Annotated in this window: 13 protein-coding genes; 3 read left to right on the top strand and 10 right to left on the bottom strand. The window is 44.6% G+C overall.

Annotated features, from left to right (window positions below; translation table 11 throughout):
- Positions 1-68: 68 nt before the first annotated feature.
- Together ACYPWY_RS05850 and ACYPWY_RS05845 are read right to left on the bottom strand one after the other, a co-directional pair.
- The gene (locus ACYPWY_RS05850) at positions 69-281 is read right to left on the bottom strand and encodes a hypothetical protein (protein ID WP_459684498.1); all 213 of its coding nucleotides are present in this window, start codon (positions 279-281) and stop codon (positions 69-71) included.
- A gap of 498 nt (positions 282-779) precedes the next feature.
- Positions 780-923 carry a hypothetical protein gene (locus ACYPWY_RS05845; protein ID WP_459684497.1) on the bottom strand — a complete coding sequence of 48 codons (144 nt, stop codon included), beginning with the start codon at positions 921-923 and terminating at the stop codon, positions 780-782.
- Positions 924-1,232: 309 nt separating this feature from the next.
- On the opposite strand from ACYPWY_RS05845, the gene ACYPWY_RS05840 reads away from it, so the two are divergent.
- Positions 1,233-3,599, top strand: a complete 2,367-nt coding sequence (locus ACYPWY_RS05840) for a transglycosylase domain-containing protein (protein ID WP_459684496.1) — start codon at positions 1,233-1,235, stop codon at positions 3,597-3,599.
- Between the two features lie 9 nt (positions 3,600-3,608).
- Here the strand turns inward: ACYPWY_RS05840 and ACYPWY_RS05835 are convergent, their stop codons facing one another.
- The 7 genes from ACYPWY_RS05835 to ACYPWY_RS05805 form a co-directional block, all read right to left on the bottom strand.
- Complete coding sequence (locus ACYPWY_RS05835; protein WP_459684495.1) at positions 3,609-4,397, bottom strand: glycerophosphodiester phosphodiesterase family protein; 789 nt, start codon at positions 4,395-4,397, stop codon at positions 3,609-3,611.
- A 166-nt stretch (positions 4,398-4,563) separates the two neighbouring features.
- Entirely contained in the window at positions 4,564-6,453 is a 1,890-nt protein-coding gene (gene htpG, locus ACYPWY_RS05830) for a molecular chaperone HtpG (protein WP_459684494.1), read from the bottom strand.
- Positions 6,454-6,605: 152 nt separating this feature from the next.
- Complete coding sequence (locus ACYPWY_RS05825; RefSeq protein ID WP_459684493.1) at positions 6,606-9,422, bottom strand: putative LPS assembly protein LptD; 2,817 nt, start codon at positions 9,420-9,422, stop codon at positions 6,606-6,608.
- 225 nt (positions 9,423-9,647) lie between these two features.
- Complete coding sequence (gene ahcY, locus ACYPWY_RS05820; RefSeq protein ID WP_459684492.1) at positions 9,648-11,066, bottom strand: adenosylhomocysteinase; 1,419 nt, start codon at positions 11,064-11,066, stop codon at positions 9,648-9,650.
- A 70-nt stretch (positions 11,067-11,136) separates the two neighbouring features.
- The gene (locus ACYPWY_RS05815; protein WP_459684491.1) at positions 11,137-11,961 is read right to left on the bottom strand and encodes a DUF3108 domain-containing protein; all 825 of its coding nucleotides are present in this window, start codon (positions 11,959-11,961) and stop codon (positions 11,137-11,139) included.
- A 37-nt stretch (positions 11,962-11,998) separates the two neighbouring features.
- Positions 11,999-13,945, bottom strand: coding sequence for an Ig-like domain-containing domain (locus ACYPWY_RS05810; protein ID WP_459684490.1), 1,947 nt, complete (start codon positions 13,943-13,945; stop codon positions 11,999-12,001).
- Between the two features lie 204 nt (positions 13,946-14,149).
- Positions 14,150-14,914, bottom strand: a complete 765-nt coding sequence (locus ACYPWY_RS05805) for a NigD-like protein (protein WP_459684489.1) — start codon at positions 14,912-14,914, stop codon at positions 14,150-14,152.
- A 248-nt stretch (positions 14,915-15,162) separates the two neighbouring features.
- On the opposite strand from ACYPWY_RS05805, the gene ACYPWY_RS05800 reads away from it, so the two are divergent.
- A complete protein-coding gene (locus tag ACYPWY_RS05800) occupies positions 15,163-15,777 on the top strand; it encodes an HAD family hydrolase (RefSeq protein ID WP_459684488.1) in 615 nt (204 codons plus the stop codon).
- Positions 15,778-16,710, top strand: coding sequence for a riboflavin biosynthesis protein RibF (ribF, locus tag ACYPWY_RS05795; RefSeq protein ID WP_459684487.1), 933 nt, complete (start codon positions 15,778-15,780; stop codon positions 16,708-16,710).
- 322 nt (positions 16,711-17,032) lie between these two features.
- Here ribF and ACYPWY_RS05790 read toward each other — a convergent pair whose 3' ends face one another.
- Positions 17,033-17,854 (bottom strand): alpha/beta hydrolase, encoded by an 822-nt coding sequence (locus ACYPWY_RS05790; protein WP_459684486.1) that lies wholly within the window; start codon positions 17,852-17,854, stop codon positions 17,033-17,035.
- Between the last annotated feature and the right edge of the window lie 7 nt (positions 17,855-17,861).

Genomic DNA, 17,861 nt, shown 5'->3' with positions numbered 1-17,861 from the left:
AAAAGAGAAATGCAAGCAAATAGTTTTTGAATTGAGAATTGAGAATTAAATATGTTTCTCCTGTTCCGTCAGGAACATAATGTTGGCAGAGAACCGATACCCAGCCATCGTAGCGTGCCGTCAGGTAGGCCCCCTTTGGCGCAAGTTTGCAACTTGTGCCGATAATTTACGAAGTTTGTAACTTCGTGGCAGTTGAAAACTGCCTGTATTTTAGGCGCAAGTTGCAAACTTGCGCCAAAGGGAGGAATCTCATTCGTAACAGTAGTACTAAATTTTTTCATGGTTTGCCCTGTACAAAATTGAGGCAGATAAAAAAAGGAAAAAATACGCATGGAATCCCCAAGAAATTATTATCCTTGCAGCCGAGTTATTTGACAGTATTGCACCGCAAAACCCTGTGTTTAAACCCTCAAAATCATAGCCCATCGGGCTTACATGTCAATAGAAAACAGGCTAAATCCCCCTCATAAATTGTCCGTAGTACATTCACCTGTTCATCTGTGTATCCCCTACGGGAAAAATGGCAAATTCTGATGCTATTTTCTATTGAGATGAATGCCCTACGGACAATTGTCGTGAAAATAAGTATCGCCAGCTGCGGGGCTTGGCAGGGAAATTTGACTGTCAATCCGTAAGTCATGTTTCTGATGTTCCGTCATTGTGCGGAGCGCAGGAGGCGAATAAAATTCTTTCTGTTTAGATTATGCCTGAACACAGGGATTTGCTGCTGAGCCGAAATACGCGAAGCCATCGCATTGTATGTCAAGTTGCTGGATGGATTAACTTGCTGACGCTTCTTTCTCTTTCATTTCCAATAATTTTTGTAAATCCTGATCCGGATATTGCGGAGCCGTCATCGGCACGATTTCGACAACAGCAGATGCCGGGTTGAGGTCGTACATCTCGGTGTCCGATGTTCCCATGCGCTTTTTCTCCATTGATGGATAACGCGAAGTCAAATCAACTAATCCGTCTTTTCCCAGCTTATTGGCAATCAGTTGAACGAACTGGCCGGCATGTACCCCTACCTTGAAGCCGACTTCGATGTCAATCCTGAATATCTTTTGAGGACATTACTTTACTGTAAATGCCGTCAATTGAAAATTCAAATTCCTCCCACGCCAAAAAAAATAAAAAATAATTCCACGCATAAAATAACTCTTGCCGGTCAATATATTAGAAGTCAACAAATAATTTATTATTTTTGTGGAAATATTGAGAAGTATAACACAATGATGAAGAAGAAAGAGCCAAAAACTACATTCAATAAAAAAATGGTCAAAATCATTTGGAGCGTGTTCCTTACGGGTATTATCGCTTTTGCGCTTGTATTTGCTCTCATTGCATACGGCGCAATCGGTTATATGCCGCCTATCGAAGATTTGGAAAACCCGATTGACAAGTATGCTTCTCAGGTTTACAGCTCCGATAACGAATTGCTGGGAACTTATTCGCTTCAGAAGGAAAACCGGATTTACTCCAATTACGATAACCTGTCGCCATACCTCATTCAGGCTTTGATTGCAACCGAAGATGCCCGCTTTCATTCGCATTCGGGTATTGATGCCTATGCGCTTACCCGCTCTGCTGTAAAACGCGTAATTCTGCAACAAAAAAATGCCGGTGGGGGGAGTACTATTTCGCAACAGTTGGCCAAATTGCTTTATACCAGTAAGTACGACAAGCTGGCCGGCGACATTTGGGAACGTGCCCTTCAAAAGCCTGTCGAATGGGTTATTGCCGTTCAGCTGGAACGCTATTATACCAAGGAAGACATCATCAACCTCTACCTCAACAAGTACGATTTCTTAAACAATGCCGTTGGTATCAACACGGCATCGCGGGTTTATTTCAATAAATCGCCCAAAGACCTGAAAATAGAAGAAGCGGCAACACTCATCGGAATGTGTAAAAATTCTTCGCTGTACAATCCGCTGAAAAGGTTGGATGCCACAAGAGGACGGCGGAACGTGGTGCTGGAACAGATGCTGAAGGCCGATGTAATAGACAAAGCCGAATTTGATTCGCTCTGCCAGCTTCCTTTGGTTCTGGACTACAAAAGAGTGGATCACAAAGATGGCTTGGCGCCTTACTTCAGGGAATACCTGAGGATGACTATGACAGCCCGAAAGCCTACTCGCTCGAAGTATGCATCCTGGCAAACCGAACAATATAAAAGCGATTCGATACAGTGGGAAACCAATCCGCTTTATGGTTGGTGCCACAAAAACACCAAGGCAGATGGCAGCAATTACGATTTATACACCGATGGCCTGAAAATTTACGCCACCATCGACTCGCGTATGCAACAATATGCCGAGGAAGCCGTAGAAGAACACATCGGAGGGGCGCTGCAACCACTTTTCGAGAAAGAAAAGAAAGGCCGGTCGTATGCTCCTTTTTCGTCCTCTGTCGCTAATAAAGCCGATTCGCTCATCTACAAGGCGATGAAAATAACCGACCGCTATCATGCGCTTAAAAAAGAAGGGCTTAGCGATAATGAGATTTACAAGATATTCAAAACTCCTGCCGAAATGAAAGTATTTTCGTGGAAAGGAGAGATTGATACCACCATGACCCCTTGGGATTCTATCCGCTACCACAAAGGTTTTCTGCGTTCGGGATTTGCGGCGATGAGCCCCAGCGGACAGGTAAAAGCCTACGTGGGCGGAATAAATTACAAGTTCTTTCAGTACGATATGGTGAACGTGGGGCGCAGGCAAATCGGCTCAACCATAAAACCATTCCTCTATACCTTGGCCATGCAGGACGGTATGACGCCTTGCGACGAAATGTTGCACGAACAACAAGTGCTGATGACCGAAACAGGCAAAGAATGGATACCCAGAAATGCCAATTCAAAAAGAGTGGGCGAGATGGTTTCCATCAAATGGGGATTGCAGAACTCCGACAACTGGGTAACGGCCTACCTGATGAAAACAACCACGCCTTACAACTTTGTGCGGATGTTACATTCTTTCGGAATCACCGGACATATCGACCCCGTTGTATCCATGGCCTTGGGAACTTGCGACATATCAATAGCCGAAATGGCCGGGGCTTACACCGCTTTTGTCAACAAGGGAATACGAAGCACGCCTATTTATGTAACCCGCATCGAAGATTTGTCGGGCAATATTCTGGCAACATTTACCCCACAGATGAAAGAAGTTTTCGACGAAAACACATCGGTCAAGATGCTGGACATGCTTCGCTCGGTGATAGACGGAGGAACCGGTAGCCGCATCCGCTATAAATTTGCGATAAAAGGGCCGATGGGCGGAAAAACCGGAACAACGCAAAACAACTCCGATGGCTGGTTTATGGGCTTTACACCCGAACTGGTCGCCGGTTGCTGGGTGGGGGGCGAAGACCGTTCGATCCACTTCGACCGCACAGCCGAGGGACAAGGAGCCGCTGAGGCATTACCCATATTCGGCTTGTTCATGCAAAAGGTGTATGCCAACCCGAAACTTGGCTATAGCCCCGAAACCCAATTCGAGAAAGTGAAAGGCAACCCCAATCCCTGTGCCAAGAGCGAAATGCTGGACGATGTAATAGATAACCAGCCTGTGGGTATTGATGATATGTTTAATTGATTACACCCTTTACAAATCGGATATTTTTACATAATCGGTATAAAAACCCGAAACTGTTTTTCCGCCGTGCTTCAGAATGAAATCCTTATCGTTTGATGTATAAGCGAATATGGTTACTCCGTATTTGTGTAAAAATCTGAGTTCTTTTTCGCACGAGCTTATCATCTCAACAGGGACAGTTATCATCTTGATTTTCTTCGCTATAAGTAAGGGCGAATATTTTCTCAATTTTTGGAAATTTATGGTGTTTAGCATCGGGTATTTTATGCCCTTTTGCAAAGCGTCGAGATACTGCGGGTACGAAAATACTTCTACCAGCAGCTTATTTTTATCCACTTCAATTTCTTTGATGATTAAGTCATAGTCCTTTATTTTGTCCGTAACCAGATAGCGGACAGTATCGGGGAAAAGCTCCTTGATGTCATTGCCAAGAAGCGTATGCTGATAACCCTGTATTTTTCGTAATTTAAAGTCGGCGGACGACAAAGGGATGGTGTCGCCTTCGAGGCCGGTTTGCTCATAAAGGTCGCTCCAAAAATGCACGGCGGCAATGTGCCCGTCTTTGGTAATCTGCATATCCAATTCGATAAAACAATAACCGTTTTTTACCGACAGCTCTACTGCTTCCCTGGAGTTTGAGCGTATTTGGCCGTTTATACCGCCTCCGCCATGGGCAATAAGGATGGGGAACCGCTCGCACCGGAAACTTTCGGGACTTGGAATGGCGAGCCATACTATTGTAAGAATCACAATAAACAGCCCTATTCCGGTATATATGCCTTTGGTTAATTTTCTCATTGTCCTTTCTGATAATATCCCAAAGATAGTAAATTATTTCGCATCCGTATTATCGTAGGGGCGAAATAGCTGTAGTGCCGCGAATGGGCATTTTTGAAAATGGTACGCCCCTACGAAACCCATTCGCGGCAGCGGGCGAAAAATGATTCGCCCCTACGATAAATCATCAAATCAACCCAATGCTCCTGTTGATAAAATTATTCAACGCTTCTCCTTTTAGCATTCCGTTCGAGAGCAGGGCCAGGTCTATCAGTTGGCGTACTACCGGGTTTTGAGCGGCGTAGCTGTCTATTTCTTCGGCGCTTTTGCCTTCTACGTCTGTCAGTACTTGTTTCACCAGCGGATGTTCTACGTTGAGCACGAGGTTGTAGTTGTCGGGCATTTCGCCGTAGAATGCGAAGCCGGTTTGCATGGCCGACATTTCTTTCATCCGGCGCATAAACTCGTTCTGCGTTATTTGTATGGGTTTCACTTGTTCGCCAAGCGCCTTGTAATCAATTGTGAACTCAATTTTCTCTATTTTGGGCAACTGCGATTTGAAGGCTTCGTTCAGATCTTCTTTTTGTTTGTCGCTGAGTTTTACTTCGGTGTCGTCGTCTTTTTTAATCAGGTTATTCACTATGTCGCTATCGACACGGACAAAATGGCTTTTCTCGAATTTTTGTTCCAACAAACCGGCCATGTGTACATCCAATTGTCCATCGAACAGAATGACGTCGTACCCTTTTTCTTTCGCCGCGTTTATGTAGCTGTACTGTTCTTCTTTGCTGCTGGCGTAGAGGTAAACCAGGGTATCGTCTTTGTCGGTCTGATTGGACGAAATCAGGCTTTTGTATTCCTCAAAGGTGAAATATTTATCGTCCACATTCTTCAACAGGCAGAATTTCTGCGCCTTGTCGTAGAATTTGTCATCGGACAACATGCCGTATTCGATAAACAGTTTCAGGCTGTCCCACTTTTCTTCAAATTGCGGACGGTCGTTTCTGAATATTTCCTCGAGCCTGTCCGAAACCTTTTTTGTGATATGATTCGATATTTTCTTCACATTCTGATCGCTTTGCAGGTACGACCTCGAAACATTCAGCGGAATATCCGGCGAGTCAATCACACCATGCATCAGCGTCAGGAATTCGGGCACGATGCCTTCAACCGAATCGGTTACATATACCTGATTGCTATAGAGTTGTATTTTGTTTTTATGCAAATCAACATTGCTCTTTATCTTCGGGAAGTACAAAATACCTGTCAACTTGAAGGGATAATCGACATTGAGGTGAATCCAGAACATCGGTTCGTCGGTAAAGGGATACAAGTCCTGATAGAATTTCTTATAATCCTCGTCCGTCAGTTCCGATGGTTTACGCGTCCAGGCCGGATTGGTTTCGTTAATCACGTTGTCCTCGTCCGTTTCTTCCGATTTGCCGTCTTTCCACTCGGTCTTTTTCCCCGAAACGATGGGAACGGGCAGGAAACGGCAATATTTCTTCAACAGTTTTTCCAGTTCGGCTTTTTCGAGGAAGTTTTGGTTTTCGGCGTCTATGTAGAGGATAATGTCGGTTCCGCGGTCTTCCTTTTCCACCGGTTCGAGGGTGTATTCCGGCGAGCCATCACAGCTCCACTTCACGGCTTCGGCGCCATCTTTGTATGATTTTGTTACAATCTCCACCCGTTTCGAGACCATGAACGACGAGTAGAATCCCAGTCCGAAATGGCCGATGATGGCATTTGCATCGTTTTTGTACTTATCAAGAAATTCGTTTGCCGAAGAAAGCGCAATCTGATTGATGTACTTTTCGATTTCCTCGCCGGTCATCCCTATTCCCTTGTCCGAAACAGTAACCGTTCCTTTGTCCTTGTCAACGCTCACCTTTACGTTCAGCGCACCCAGTTCGCCTTTAAACTCGCCCAAGGAAGCAAGCGTTTTTATTTTTTGTGTTGCATCAACGGCATTAGAGACTATTTCGCGAAGAAAAATCTCATGGTCGCTGTACAAGAATTTTTTGATAATCGGAAAAATGTTGTCCGTAGTTACGCCAATCTGACCTTTTTGTTGCATAGCTGTATCGTATATTTTAGATTTGTTATATATATTTTATCAGCAATAGCAGCAGCAAAAAATATGCCAATATGGCTAATGTGTCAATATGCCACAGGGTAAACGCATGAAAAATTTTAGAAGTACTGTTACGGATGAGATTCCCCCCTTTTTTAATACCACTCAGGGTCAAAGCTGGAAGTTCGTCCGCGTTGGTCGTATTTCAAATCGTGGAGCATGGAGGAGTTGGCGCTTAACGACACGAAGTACGATTGATAAGGCCCTACCGGTATAAAGCTGGCCGTAAGGCTAAAGCAGTGAAGATTGCGGCTTAGCGAACAATTCAGGTAAGCAAATTTTTTGTTGTCGAAATCGTAGCTTGAGGTGAAATTGAAGCTCCAGTTTTTGGTCGGCTGTATCGAGCCGCTGAATCCGAGGTTGTGTGTCAACCGCCGTTTGTACTCCATATTTTTAATGTCGATGTCGCTGGAATAGGCATAGTTGAACGAATAGCTGGCCGAAATATTCCATTTTACTTCGTTTTTCAGGTAGCCGTCTTCATCGTATTCGCCTGTTTCTTTTTGTTTCGACAGCCTGCTTTTTCTTTCATCGCCGCTGGCTTCGTTTTCTGCCAATTCGTTGGCTTTTTCCAGCTCTTCGTCGCTCATTTCGGTCTTACCGCTTTTTCCGAACCACTTTTTCACCGTCTCCTGATTGATGGACGGGCTGAACGAATAACCGATACTCCGCAAGCGTCCCAGTCCTTTGCCGTTGTCTATGCGCAGGCGGTCAACTCTGTTCAGCCGGGTAATGGTTCTTTCGCCCGTGTTGGGGTTGGTAGAATACACCGGGTCGTACAGGTAGGGGTCGAATGTCCCATTCAGGTTAATCATCAGGTTCTTGCTCAGCTTCAACCGGAGGCTGGCGCTTATGTCGCTCCATTTGAGCGAATCGGCCATCATGTTGTAGCTAACCCTCACTCCCAGGTTGTCGATGAGGCTGATTATCTTTGTCGAGTCGTTTTCGGCGCCTACTTTCATTTCCACATTGTTCTCAAAACCGAAATTGATGTTTCCCTGTTTTCCTGCTCCGGGCACGCCAAAAATACCCTGCGAATAGGGCGAATAGATGGTTGTTTGCTTATTCCCGTTGGCATCGAGGTAGGAGTACTTTTCGTAGTAGTCCCAGAAAGGCTCGCTGAAATCGGGCCTTCCGCTATAACTTATCGAGGGTGTGAAAACATGCCTGATTTTTTGAAACTTCCCAATTTTAAACAGCGGTTCGTAAAAACCGTACAGTTTGGTCTGAAAACTGAGCGAGTAGTTGAAATCGGCTACACGGTTGAACGAATAGGTGGTGTCGGTGTTGACATGCTGCCGGCGTTCGGCATCCCAGCCTCTATGTATTTTTTGCGTGTACCAGCGTTCGGTATAACTGAAGTTGGGGGTGATGTTCAAGTAATTAAATACACTGAACGTTGCGCTGACGGGGATGCTGTGCTTCATCGCATTTTTCCAGTCCTTGACCAGGTTCGACTTCAATAATTTGTCTTCCTTGGTGGTTATGCTGTTTCTGAAATCGCCCGAATAGCTCATCTGTATTTTTTCGTACCAACGCTCGGCGCCCACCATTTCCTTTCTTTTGAACGGATATATGCGGCTCATGGATACGGTCAGATTCGGAAGGGTCAGGGCAACGGTAGTATCGCGCGAAATTTGCGATGCACTCATGTTGGCCGACAGCGTGAAGGGCGAATTAGGAAACCGCTGGGTCATTGTAACAGTCGAACTCTTCGTGTTGTTGGTGTAATCGCCATTATATATCTCGTTCAGCTGGTTGCGGTTGTAGGAGGTGGTCGAAAAGTTTACGTTGGCCGACAAGGTGCGGTACATATCGGCTTTGCTATCCTGCGAATGCGACCAAGTTAACTGGAGGTCTTTTGCCACACTGTAGTCGGGGTCTTCTTTGTCGCCCATTTTGGTATATAAATAGCTCACGTTGAAGTTCCCGCTATAACGGTAGCGTTTCCGGTAGGTCGATTGACCGGATAAGCCCCAGGAGCCTTTTGTATAGATTTCGCCCCTAAGGGCTAAGTCAACATAATCGTTAAAGGCAAAATAGTATCCTCCATCACGAATCCCAAATCCGCGGTCAAGTTCGTCGGCATAGGTTGGCATAATAACGCCGGACGAATATTTGTCGGAAAACGGGAAAAACCCGAAAGGCAGCCCAATCGGGTACAGAGGAAAGTCCTCGATGACCAGATAGGCAGGGCCAACCACAATATTTTTCTTGGGGCGAACCTTCGCCTTTGTCAGGTATAAAAAGAAGTGCGGATGTTCGTGGTCTTCGCAAGTAGTATATTTACCACCGCTCATAAAAAACGAGCCGTCTTCATTCTTCTTGGCAATATCTCCTACCACGTAACCCTCTCCCTGTTCGGTGATTACATGCGAAACATAGCCTTTTTTTGTCTTGAAATTGTAACTTATCGACTTGGCTTCGTACTCGTCTCCACCATCACTGAATACAGGATAGCCAAATTCAGCGCCTATCGAATCCAAACCGTATGTAGCATGAACGATGCTGCTGTCCATGTTCATCGAAATATTTTCCGATTTCAGGGTAATATCCTTGTAATAGACCTCGGCTTGCCCGTAGAGGTATCCCCAGTTGCCTGTTGTAAATACAATAGAGTCGGTAGCCGTATAATCCACTTCGGCATCCAGCCCCGCTTTTTTGGCCACGGTATCGGTCTTGGCCGTAATGGTATCTTGGGGCGGCAGAATAGAATCGGGAATCAGGGTTGTATCGGGCAGGAGCACAGCCTCCGGTAGGGGCATACCAAGAATATCCTTATTTATAATTGCCGTATCGTTTTGCAAAACCGAAACATTCTCCTCAACCCTGGTGGATAACTGCGACCCAATAAGAGGTGATGAAAATGTAACAATTAATATGATGTATATAAACAAACGGAACTTTTTCATTAATGAAGTTCAGTCTTGGTTTCAGGTTGCAAATCTAATCATTAAATAAAAAACGGAACACTAAAAATATAAAAATATCCACAAACGACTGCTGATAATCGCTAATATTCCGCTACGGCAAAAGAATGGGGCTGTGTCGAACAAGGATTGTCATTGCGGGATCCGACCCGCAATCTCCTGACAAATACAGGGAATTAGCAGGTTCAACACAGCCCTGTCTGATTATCAATACCTGTAATGCTCGGGCTTATACGGGCCATCGACAGCCACTCCGATGTAGTCGGCCTGGTCTTTTGTCAATGTGGTCAGTTTCACGCCGATTCTTTCGAGGTGTAAGCGGGCAACTTCCTCGTCCAGGTATTTGGGTAAACGATATACATCTACCGCATAATCGTTCTGCCAGAGGTCTAATTGCGCCAGGGTTTGGTTGGTAAACGAATTGCTCATCACAAACGAGGGGTGGCCTGTTGCACAACCCAGATTCACCAAACGCCCTTCGGCCAGCAAAAATATAGAATTGCCCGTAGGGAAAGTATATTTATCGACCTGCGGCTTGATGTTCACATGCTTTATTTCTTTATAATTCACCAGATTATCCACCTGTATCTCGTTATCGAAATGGCCAATGTTGCACACTATTGCCTGATCGTTCATGGCCGCCAAGTGGTCAATTGTAATAATATCCCTGTTTCCGGTGGTTGTTACAAAAATATTGCCTTCTTTCACGGCTTCTTCCATTGTTGTAACTTCAAAGCCTTCCATTGCCGCCTGCAAAGCGCATATCGGGTCTATTTCGGTAACAATAACCCGGGCGCCGTACGAGCGCATCGACTTGGCGCAGCCTTTTCCTACATCTCCGTATCCGGCAACTACCACAACCTTTCCGGCAATCATCACATCGGTGGCGCGCTTAATACCGTCTGCCAACGACTCGCGGCAGCCGTACAGGTTATCAAATTTCGATTTCGTTACCGAATCGTTGACATTGATAGCCGGAATCAATAATTCGCCGCGTTCCATCATCTGATAAAGCCGGTGCACGCCTGTGGTTGTTTCTTCCGAAACGCCTTTCCATTCGGCAACCGTGCGATGCCAGCGTTGATTATCTTCTTTAAGGATGCGCGACAAGGTGTCGAGGATGACCTGCTCTTCGTGGCTGGAACCTTTCCGGTTGATAAATCCAGCGTCCTTTTCGGCTTTATATCCCCAATGTATCAGCAATGTGGCATCTCCGCCATCGTCAACAATCAGGTTGGGTCCTTTTCCGCCGGGGAAACGTAAGGCTTGCTCGGTACACCACCAATATTCTTCGAGGCTTTCGCCTTTCCAGGCAAACACAGGGATGCCTGCTGCTGCAATTGCTGCCGCCGCATGATCCTGTGTAGAAAAAATATTGCAGCTCACCCAGCGAATATCGGCTCCCAGCTCGGCCAATGTTTCTATCAGGACGGCTGTTTGCACAGTCATGTGGAGCGAGCCCATAATGCGTGCGCCCTTCAAGGGTTTAGACGCGCCATATTTTGTTCTGAGAGCCATCAATCCGGGCATCTCATGCTCCGCAATTTCAATTTCTTTTCTTCCAAAACCGGCCAGATTAATATCGGCCACTAAATACGGAAGATTCGGTAATAATTCTTTTGACATAAACTTGATTAAGTATTTTAATGTATATAATTATCTATTCGTAAAAAATTCAGCGGGCAAAGGTAGCGAATTATTTTTTTGTGCCAACAGGATACCGGTTCCCTTTGTAACTCTTTAATATGGCTTTCGTTGACCCGAAATTAAGTTTTGAATCCATTCGGACGATCATCCGGTTGGCATCGTCGGTTATATAAACCGTCATGGCATCCTTCTCGTCCTCGAATGCATCATCGGCAATTTTTAATGCTAACCTGATGCAATTGTATTTTACATTGTTGTTGGCTTTTATTTTTTCGGCGCCGCCATACAGCACTTGCATATTCAATTTTTTCTTGCCCGAAACAAAATCCAATGTTACCTTCATACCGTTTTTCATTTTGGCATAATCGAGCGTACGGGCATAAAACACGATGCTCATTAAATCGTAGGTACAGCCTTTGAAATCCAGGGATTCGTTGAATTTGAACGTGCCGTTTTTATGACGGATAGCCTTTACATTCACGGCGCCGCCTCCCGGATAGGAGTAGGTCAACCGTTCCCGTGTGTAGTCTCCGCCTTCGTGGGCGTCTTTTGTATAGGCCAGAGGAACCAGCTCTTTGCTCATGTAGCACGACAAGGTATCGTCCAGTTTGAATATTTTCCGGGCCATCCCTTGCGAACTGGAGGTCAGGGACATTTTGTATGCTTCTTTCCCGTCGTAAGTAACGGTTTTGGTTCTCATGGTGGCATAACCGCCTTTGGTGGATAAAACTCCCAACTTCATGTACAAGTCATATTCGGTTACTTCTCCCGACTGAAAATACTCATTTTCTATTTCACACTGAGCATATACTTGCCAGGCTGTTCCGAAAATAAAACAGCACAGAGACAAAAATTTTATACAATTCAAATTCATAATATCTATATTTATGAGCTTATTAATGAGTCGGTTATTATCTCCTCGGCATATTTGCGGGAGATGTCATCCCGTTCGGATTGGTATTTTGCTTTTGCTGCCTGCTCTTTGCTTCGTTTTGCTCCAGCTGTTTTCTTTTCGACTCTTTTTCCTGAGGTTTGTTTCGGGTTATCTCCAAAGGCTTTTGCTTATCGGGTTCTATCGACCGGATATTCCAGCTTTCTTCCACCTCCCAAAATGCTTTCACTTCCCACGAGCTGTTGTAATAATAGACTTCCTCGGGTTGAAGTTTTTTATAATAATCTCCGGTATCCCACTTGCCGTTATTATTGGCGTCGATTACAATACGTGCAAAATACTTGCTTGGGTCAAGATTCAGGAACAACACTCCGCCATTTTTAACATTAGCCCTGCGGACAGGAAAATCCGATGTGCCCAGCAATTCTACAAAGGCTTGTTCATCGGGATATAGCCCATCTATATTAATGTACAATTTCCCATATTCTTCAAGGCTCTTCACCTTAAAAGAAGTGTTCAGCTTGTCGTTTTCTAAACCGGTATAGCTGCGAAAAGCTGCCGAATCTATTGCGAAGCGGTAAGAATCACCCGGCTTCCATTTGTACTTTATCGTGTATTGTGTCGGATTGAGCGAATCTTTAATAAGGTTTATTTTTTCGTCAACGTATAGAGTATCAACCAAGTGTTGCAAAACGAACTTCGATTCATCAAAATCACGCACCGGCTGCCCGAATTTGATAAGAATATCATCATAGACGTTTATCACCGGTCTCAAGTTGTTTCTTAACTCTAAAAAAATCACCGGTTCTTTCTCGTCTTTCTTTCTTGCCGCTTTGGGTTGCGGTCTTATCTTCCGGTTGATAAAGCTAAGCGTGTCGGTTTTCGGCTGCAAATTGTTCAGCGAGTCGGTTATCTGGTAAGAAACCTGCAACACAATGGTGTCCATCTTCATAACCACCGAATCGGTAATCCAGTATTTCAGCGTATCGTTTCTCAGCGTGTGCTCCAACAGGTTCCATGGCTTATCTCCGTCAAAATTAAGCGGTTTTATATCGGCCAAAGGGGTAACTCCTCCAAAATAAATCCGCAGTTCGTTCTCCTGCGAGCGTTCGTGTTTCTGCAAAAACTGCCTTTGAAAATCGGAAACAAACGACCTCAGCAGAATGTTGTCGGGCAAGAAGCGGGTATAAGCAACCGTCTTGATGGTATCAATGCTCATATCCGGCCTGAATAGCGTATCGGAGCGAAAGGCCCTTGTATGGCTGGGTACAATAAGCGAATCGAGAAAAGCAATCTCGTTGGCCGGATTCTCGTACTTGAAGTTCCTGTTGGGGTCATTCAAGGCATACAACCGGTACTTTCCTTCTGCAACCCCTTTGATGGTAAATTCCCCTCTGTCATTCGTCCGGGATATTCTGTCGAAGATTTTTTTTATAAAGGCGCTATCGCTCAAATCGGAATGCAGCCCTACATAAATTCCTTTAACGGGTTCCAGGTTATTGGCCGTCAATACTTTCCCCGAAATCGACAGCGAGTCAACTACATCTCCGGTGGAAAAAGACATGGAAAAATTGTTCAGCGGATTTTTCTCATTGTTATCGGCTATGGCGTCGGTAAAATCAATGGTGTAGGTAGTATGGGGCAACAAGGTGTCTTTCAGTTCTACTATCACTCTATTGCTGATGGCCTGTATCTTGGGTATCCTTGTTTGGGGCGGAGTTACGATTACCTTTTCGTTGGGATTTTCAATCTGGACAAGTTCGTCGAATACAATCTGTATTTTGTCGGTTTTTACGTTTGTCGCATTAAACGCCGGCGTGCTTCTTACTACCACAGGCGGATCAAAATCGTAATCGCCACCCGAAGGCGACGCCATATTTGCGCACGACAGCACAAAACCGGAAATAAAAGCTAAATAAATTAGTATTCTGAATCTCTTTATGTAAGGTATCAACCAGCTTATCATGTTTATGTAAATTCAATCAACTGCAAAAGTACAACGTTTTTAGCTATAATTGTAACTAATGCGAATTAGTAGTGGATTTTTATATTTTGTTATAAGTAAAATAGCCCATTAAAATCCGATGATTTTCGATTCTCAAAACACAAGAGGGAAAATACTTCACAGTAGCTTCCCTCTCTCAGAAAATCAAAAAGTAATAATCAAATATTATCTAAATAGAGTAGCATCGTTATTCGAATCATAGGTCAATGATGTGCGAATATCGGGTGTATTATTATTAAACTTGTATGTTATCCCGTAATATTTATATTCATCCTTAAAGTCCTGTACTCCAATGATAAAATCAACAGAATCCCGTGGCTTCCCCATAGCAGGCTCATTCATGTATCTGTATGGTCTTAAATCGAAAGCTACAAATCCATCTCTGGCAAACCATGCCGGATCCTCGTTGGCATTGTGGCGGAACTCAAGACGGATTTTGCCGTCATAGATGGGATCGGGAATTGTATTGTTAACCAGATTGACATAATGTACCTTTTGGTCTCCGCTATTGTACTCGAAATAGATGTTCAGGTAATCGTCCCCAATCCACAAGCTATGTATTTTTATCGGGTCGTTGCCTATCGAATCCTGATTTACGGTTGTCAGATTAATCACCCCTTTGGTCAATATTTCGCTTATTCCATTCACCTTTATGTAATGGTCGTAACTATCAGTTGCATCGGATAGAAGCGTATAGTTGACATAAACCCGCTGGTTTTCTCTTGGCGTGTAATTTACGGCGGCTGCGGCTACGCCCAATTTTGTTCCATCGTCAAGCGTCAAATAGTAGGCGTGGCCGTCAATCGGATGCACCGTAGCCAGCGATTCCCATTGGTTGCCCAACGAATAACTTTCGTCATCGCTACACGAACTCAAAAGTCCGAAAGAAATCAGCGTCAATAATGCTATTTTTATACTAAAGTTTTTCACTTTATAATTTTGTCTTTATACCTAAGACGCATCTTTACACGATACGTTGCGCCTGAGAATGTTTAATTAATATTAAATATTGATTGGCAAATTTGAAAATTCGCAAATGTAAGTCCCCTTATCCCCCGTAGGGGGCCTTTTGAGCCTCCCCTACGGGGAGGTTGGAGGGGCTTTTCTTCATTTCGCACAAATAATAAAAATAAATACTTAACTTCGCCAGATATTATCAATGATAAGGCAAGTTTTAAATGGAAAATATTAAGAATATCCTTTTCGATTTTGGAGGAGTTATTGTCGGACTGGATAAACAGAACGCCCTTAATCGCTTTAAGGAAATAGGATTGGCGGATATAGAAAATTATTTGAACGAGTTTCGTCAAAGCGGGATATTTCTCGGCCTTGAGGAAGGGACGCTGACGAAAGAAGAATTTTATGTCGAGTTCCAAAAACTGGCAGGAAAAGAAGTTTCGCACAAGGACATTGATTCGGGCTGGTTGGCATTTCTGACATTCATTCCCGAATATAAATTCGCGATGCTGAAGGAATTGCGAAAAAAATACAAGGTTTATTTGCTGAGCAACACCAATCCGGCCATCATGGAATGGGCCGAATCGGAAGCCTTTTCTCCGACCAAAGAACCGATCACCGCATTTTTCGACAAATGCTATTATTCATTCAAGATAAAAGCGGCCAAACCCGATAAGGAGGCTTTTGAAGCTGTTATAAAAGATTCGGGAATTAAACCCGAAGAAACATTGTTCCTTGACGATGGTCAGGCAAATCTGGATGCTGCCGGCGCATTGGGCTTTAAAACCTACCTGGCAAACCAGGACGAAGACCTGAGAAAAATATTTAATTTGTAAATGATAATTTTAGACTCAAATCATAGGGATGAACACAAAGCCTTGGTGGCAACCATCGGCTTTTTCGATGGCGTTCATACGGGGCATCGTTATTTGATTGAACAAGTCAAAGCGGAGGCGCTGAGGCGGTCTTTGCCCTCAGCGGTCATTACCTTTCCCATACATCCGCGCAAGGTACTGAACAAGGCCTATCAACCGGCGTTGTTGTGCGGCTACGAGGAAAAACTGAAAAGGCTCGCCGACACAGGAGTCGATTATTGCATTGTTTTAGATTTTTCCATCGAAATATCACAGTTGGCAGCGAAGGATTTTATGCATGATATGCTGAAAAAGCAATTAGGAGTCGATACCCTGCTGATTGGCTACGATCACCGTTTTGGATACAACCGCGCCGAAGGATTCTCCGACTATGTTGAATATGGCAAAGAGATGGGTATGCAGGTGTTGCAAGCCTCCGAAATGAGCCAGAACGAGCATGTCAGCTCATCGCGTATCCGCCGGATTTTGGGGAGCGGGCATATTGACAGGGCGGCAAAGCTTTTGGGTTACAACTACACCATCTCGGGGCAAATTGTCGAAGGATTTAAAGTAGGGCGCACCATCGGTTTCCCTACTGCCAACATAAAAGTGTGGGAAGATTTTAAAGCTATTCCCGCTTTCGGGGTCTATGCCGTATATGTGCATATCGAGAACAAAAAATACCAGGGGATGCTGTACATAGGCAAACGGCCAACCATCCAAAACAGCGAAGACATAAGCCTCGAAGTCAACATCTTTGATTTTGACGATGACCTCTACAATAAATACCTGACGGTAGAATTTATAGGATTTGTCCGCGCCGACAAAAAATTTCCCGACATTGATGCCCTGAAATACCAGATTGCAAAAGACAAAGAAGATGTGAAGAACGTGTTCGATAATAGAAGGATATAGGAACGCTAATTACGCAGATTACGCGAATTATACGCTGTGTTTAGTCCTGCAGAGGACGACACTTTATTAATCGTATGCTTCAGCTTACGGATTGACAGACAATACAGTAGCCTAAGCCCCGCATGGGGCGACACTTGATAACGTGTCCAAGTGTCGTCCCGTGCGGGACTAAACACATGATTTTGCATTCTTCCGGTGTTCGGGCTATTTACCCTCACTTTTCCGGTATGCTTCCGAGTCATTCCGACCAAAGGGAGGAATCTTATCCGTAACAGTAGTACTAAATTTTTTCATGTGTTTGCCCGCAATGACAAACACTATTTTACTTAGCCGCTTTAATTATCTCCTCTATATGCTTGAGCATTAACGGAAAAGCCGGAGCTGTCATACCGTGCCCATAACCATCAAATTCGTATAAGGTGGTTTTTTTATTGCCCACCAGTTTCATCATCCGCCACAGATAGGCGTTTTCTTCGTACCTGCCCAGCAGTTCCAGTTCCCGGTCGCCCGTCATCAGGAACAAGGGTGGGGTATCGGGGCGCACATGATATACCGGCGCATATTCGTCAATAATGGGTTGGGTGTCGGGTATTCCTCTTTCTTTGCGGGGAGTCATGTGGGTGATGGAGGGCGAACTGAGCATAAACAATCCGGCTATGCGGTTGGCGTCAATATCGTATGCTTTCAGCCAATGCTTATCCAATCCGATAAGCCCCGTGAGGTAGGCGCCTGCCGAATGTCCCGATACAATAATCTGGTCGGGGTTTCCGCCATATTCTTCAATGTGTTTGAATACCCAGGCAACCGAAGCGGCGGCATCCTCAAAATATTTGGGACAGGTAACCTTGGGATGCAGGCGGTAATTGACGGCAACCACACAAAATCCTTTGTTTCGGAGTTCGCCGGGGATGGATTTTTCTCCACCGGTCAATCCTCCGCCATGAAACCAGATCACCGTAGCAAAGCCTTTGGTGTCTTTGGGATAATAGATGTCCAGAACACATCTCTCGGCCAGATAGGTATCCTGACTACGAACATCTTCGGCATAATAGGGCACGTTTGTAAGCGTTTGATACTCCGTTGTCTGTGCCCATGCATTCAGGCAAAGAAAGGTAGAAAGCAGTAATAATTGAAATTTTCTCATGATATTT

The organism is Viscerimonas tarda (assembly GCF_054601255.1).
Note: the sequence above shows the minus strand (reverse complement) of the source record. Positions and strands in the feature narration are given on the sequence as shown.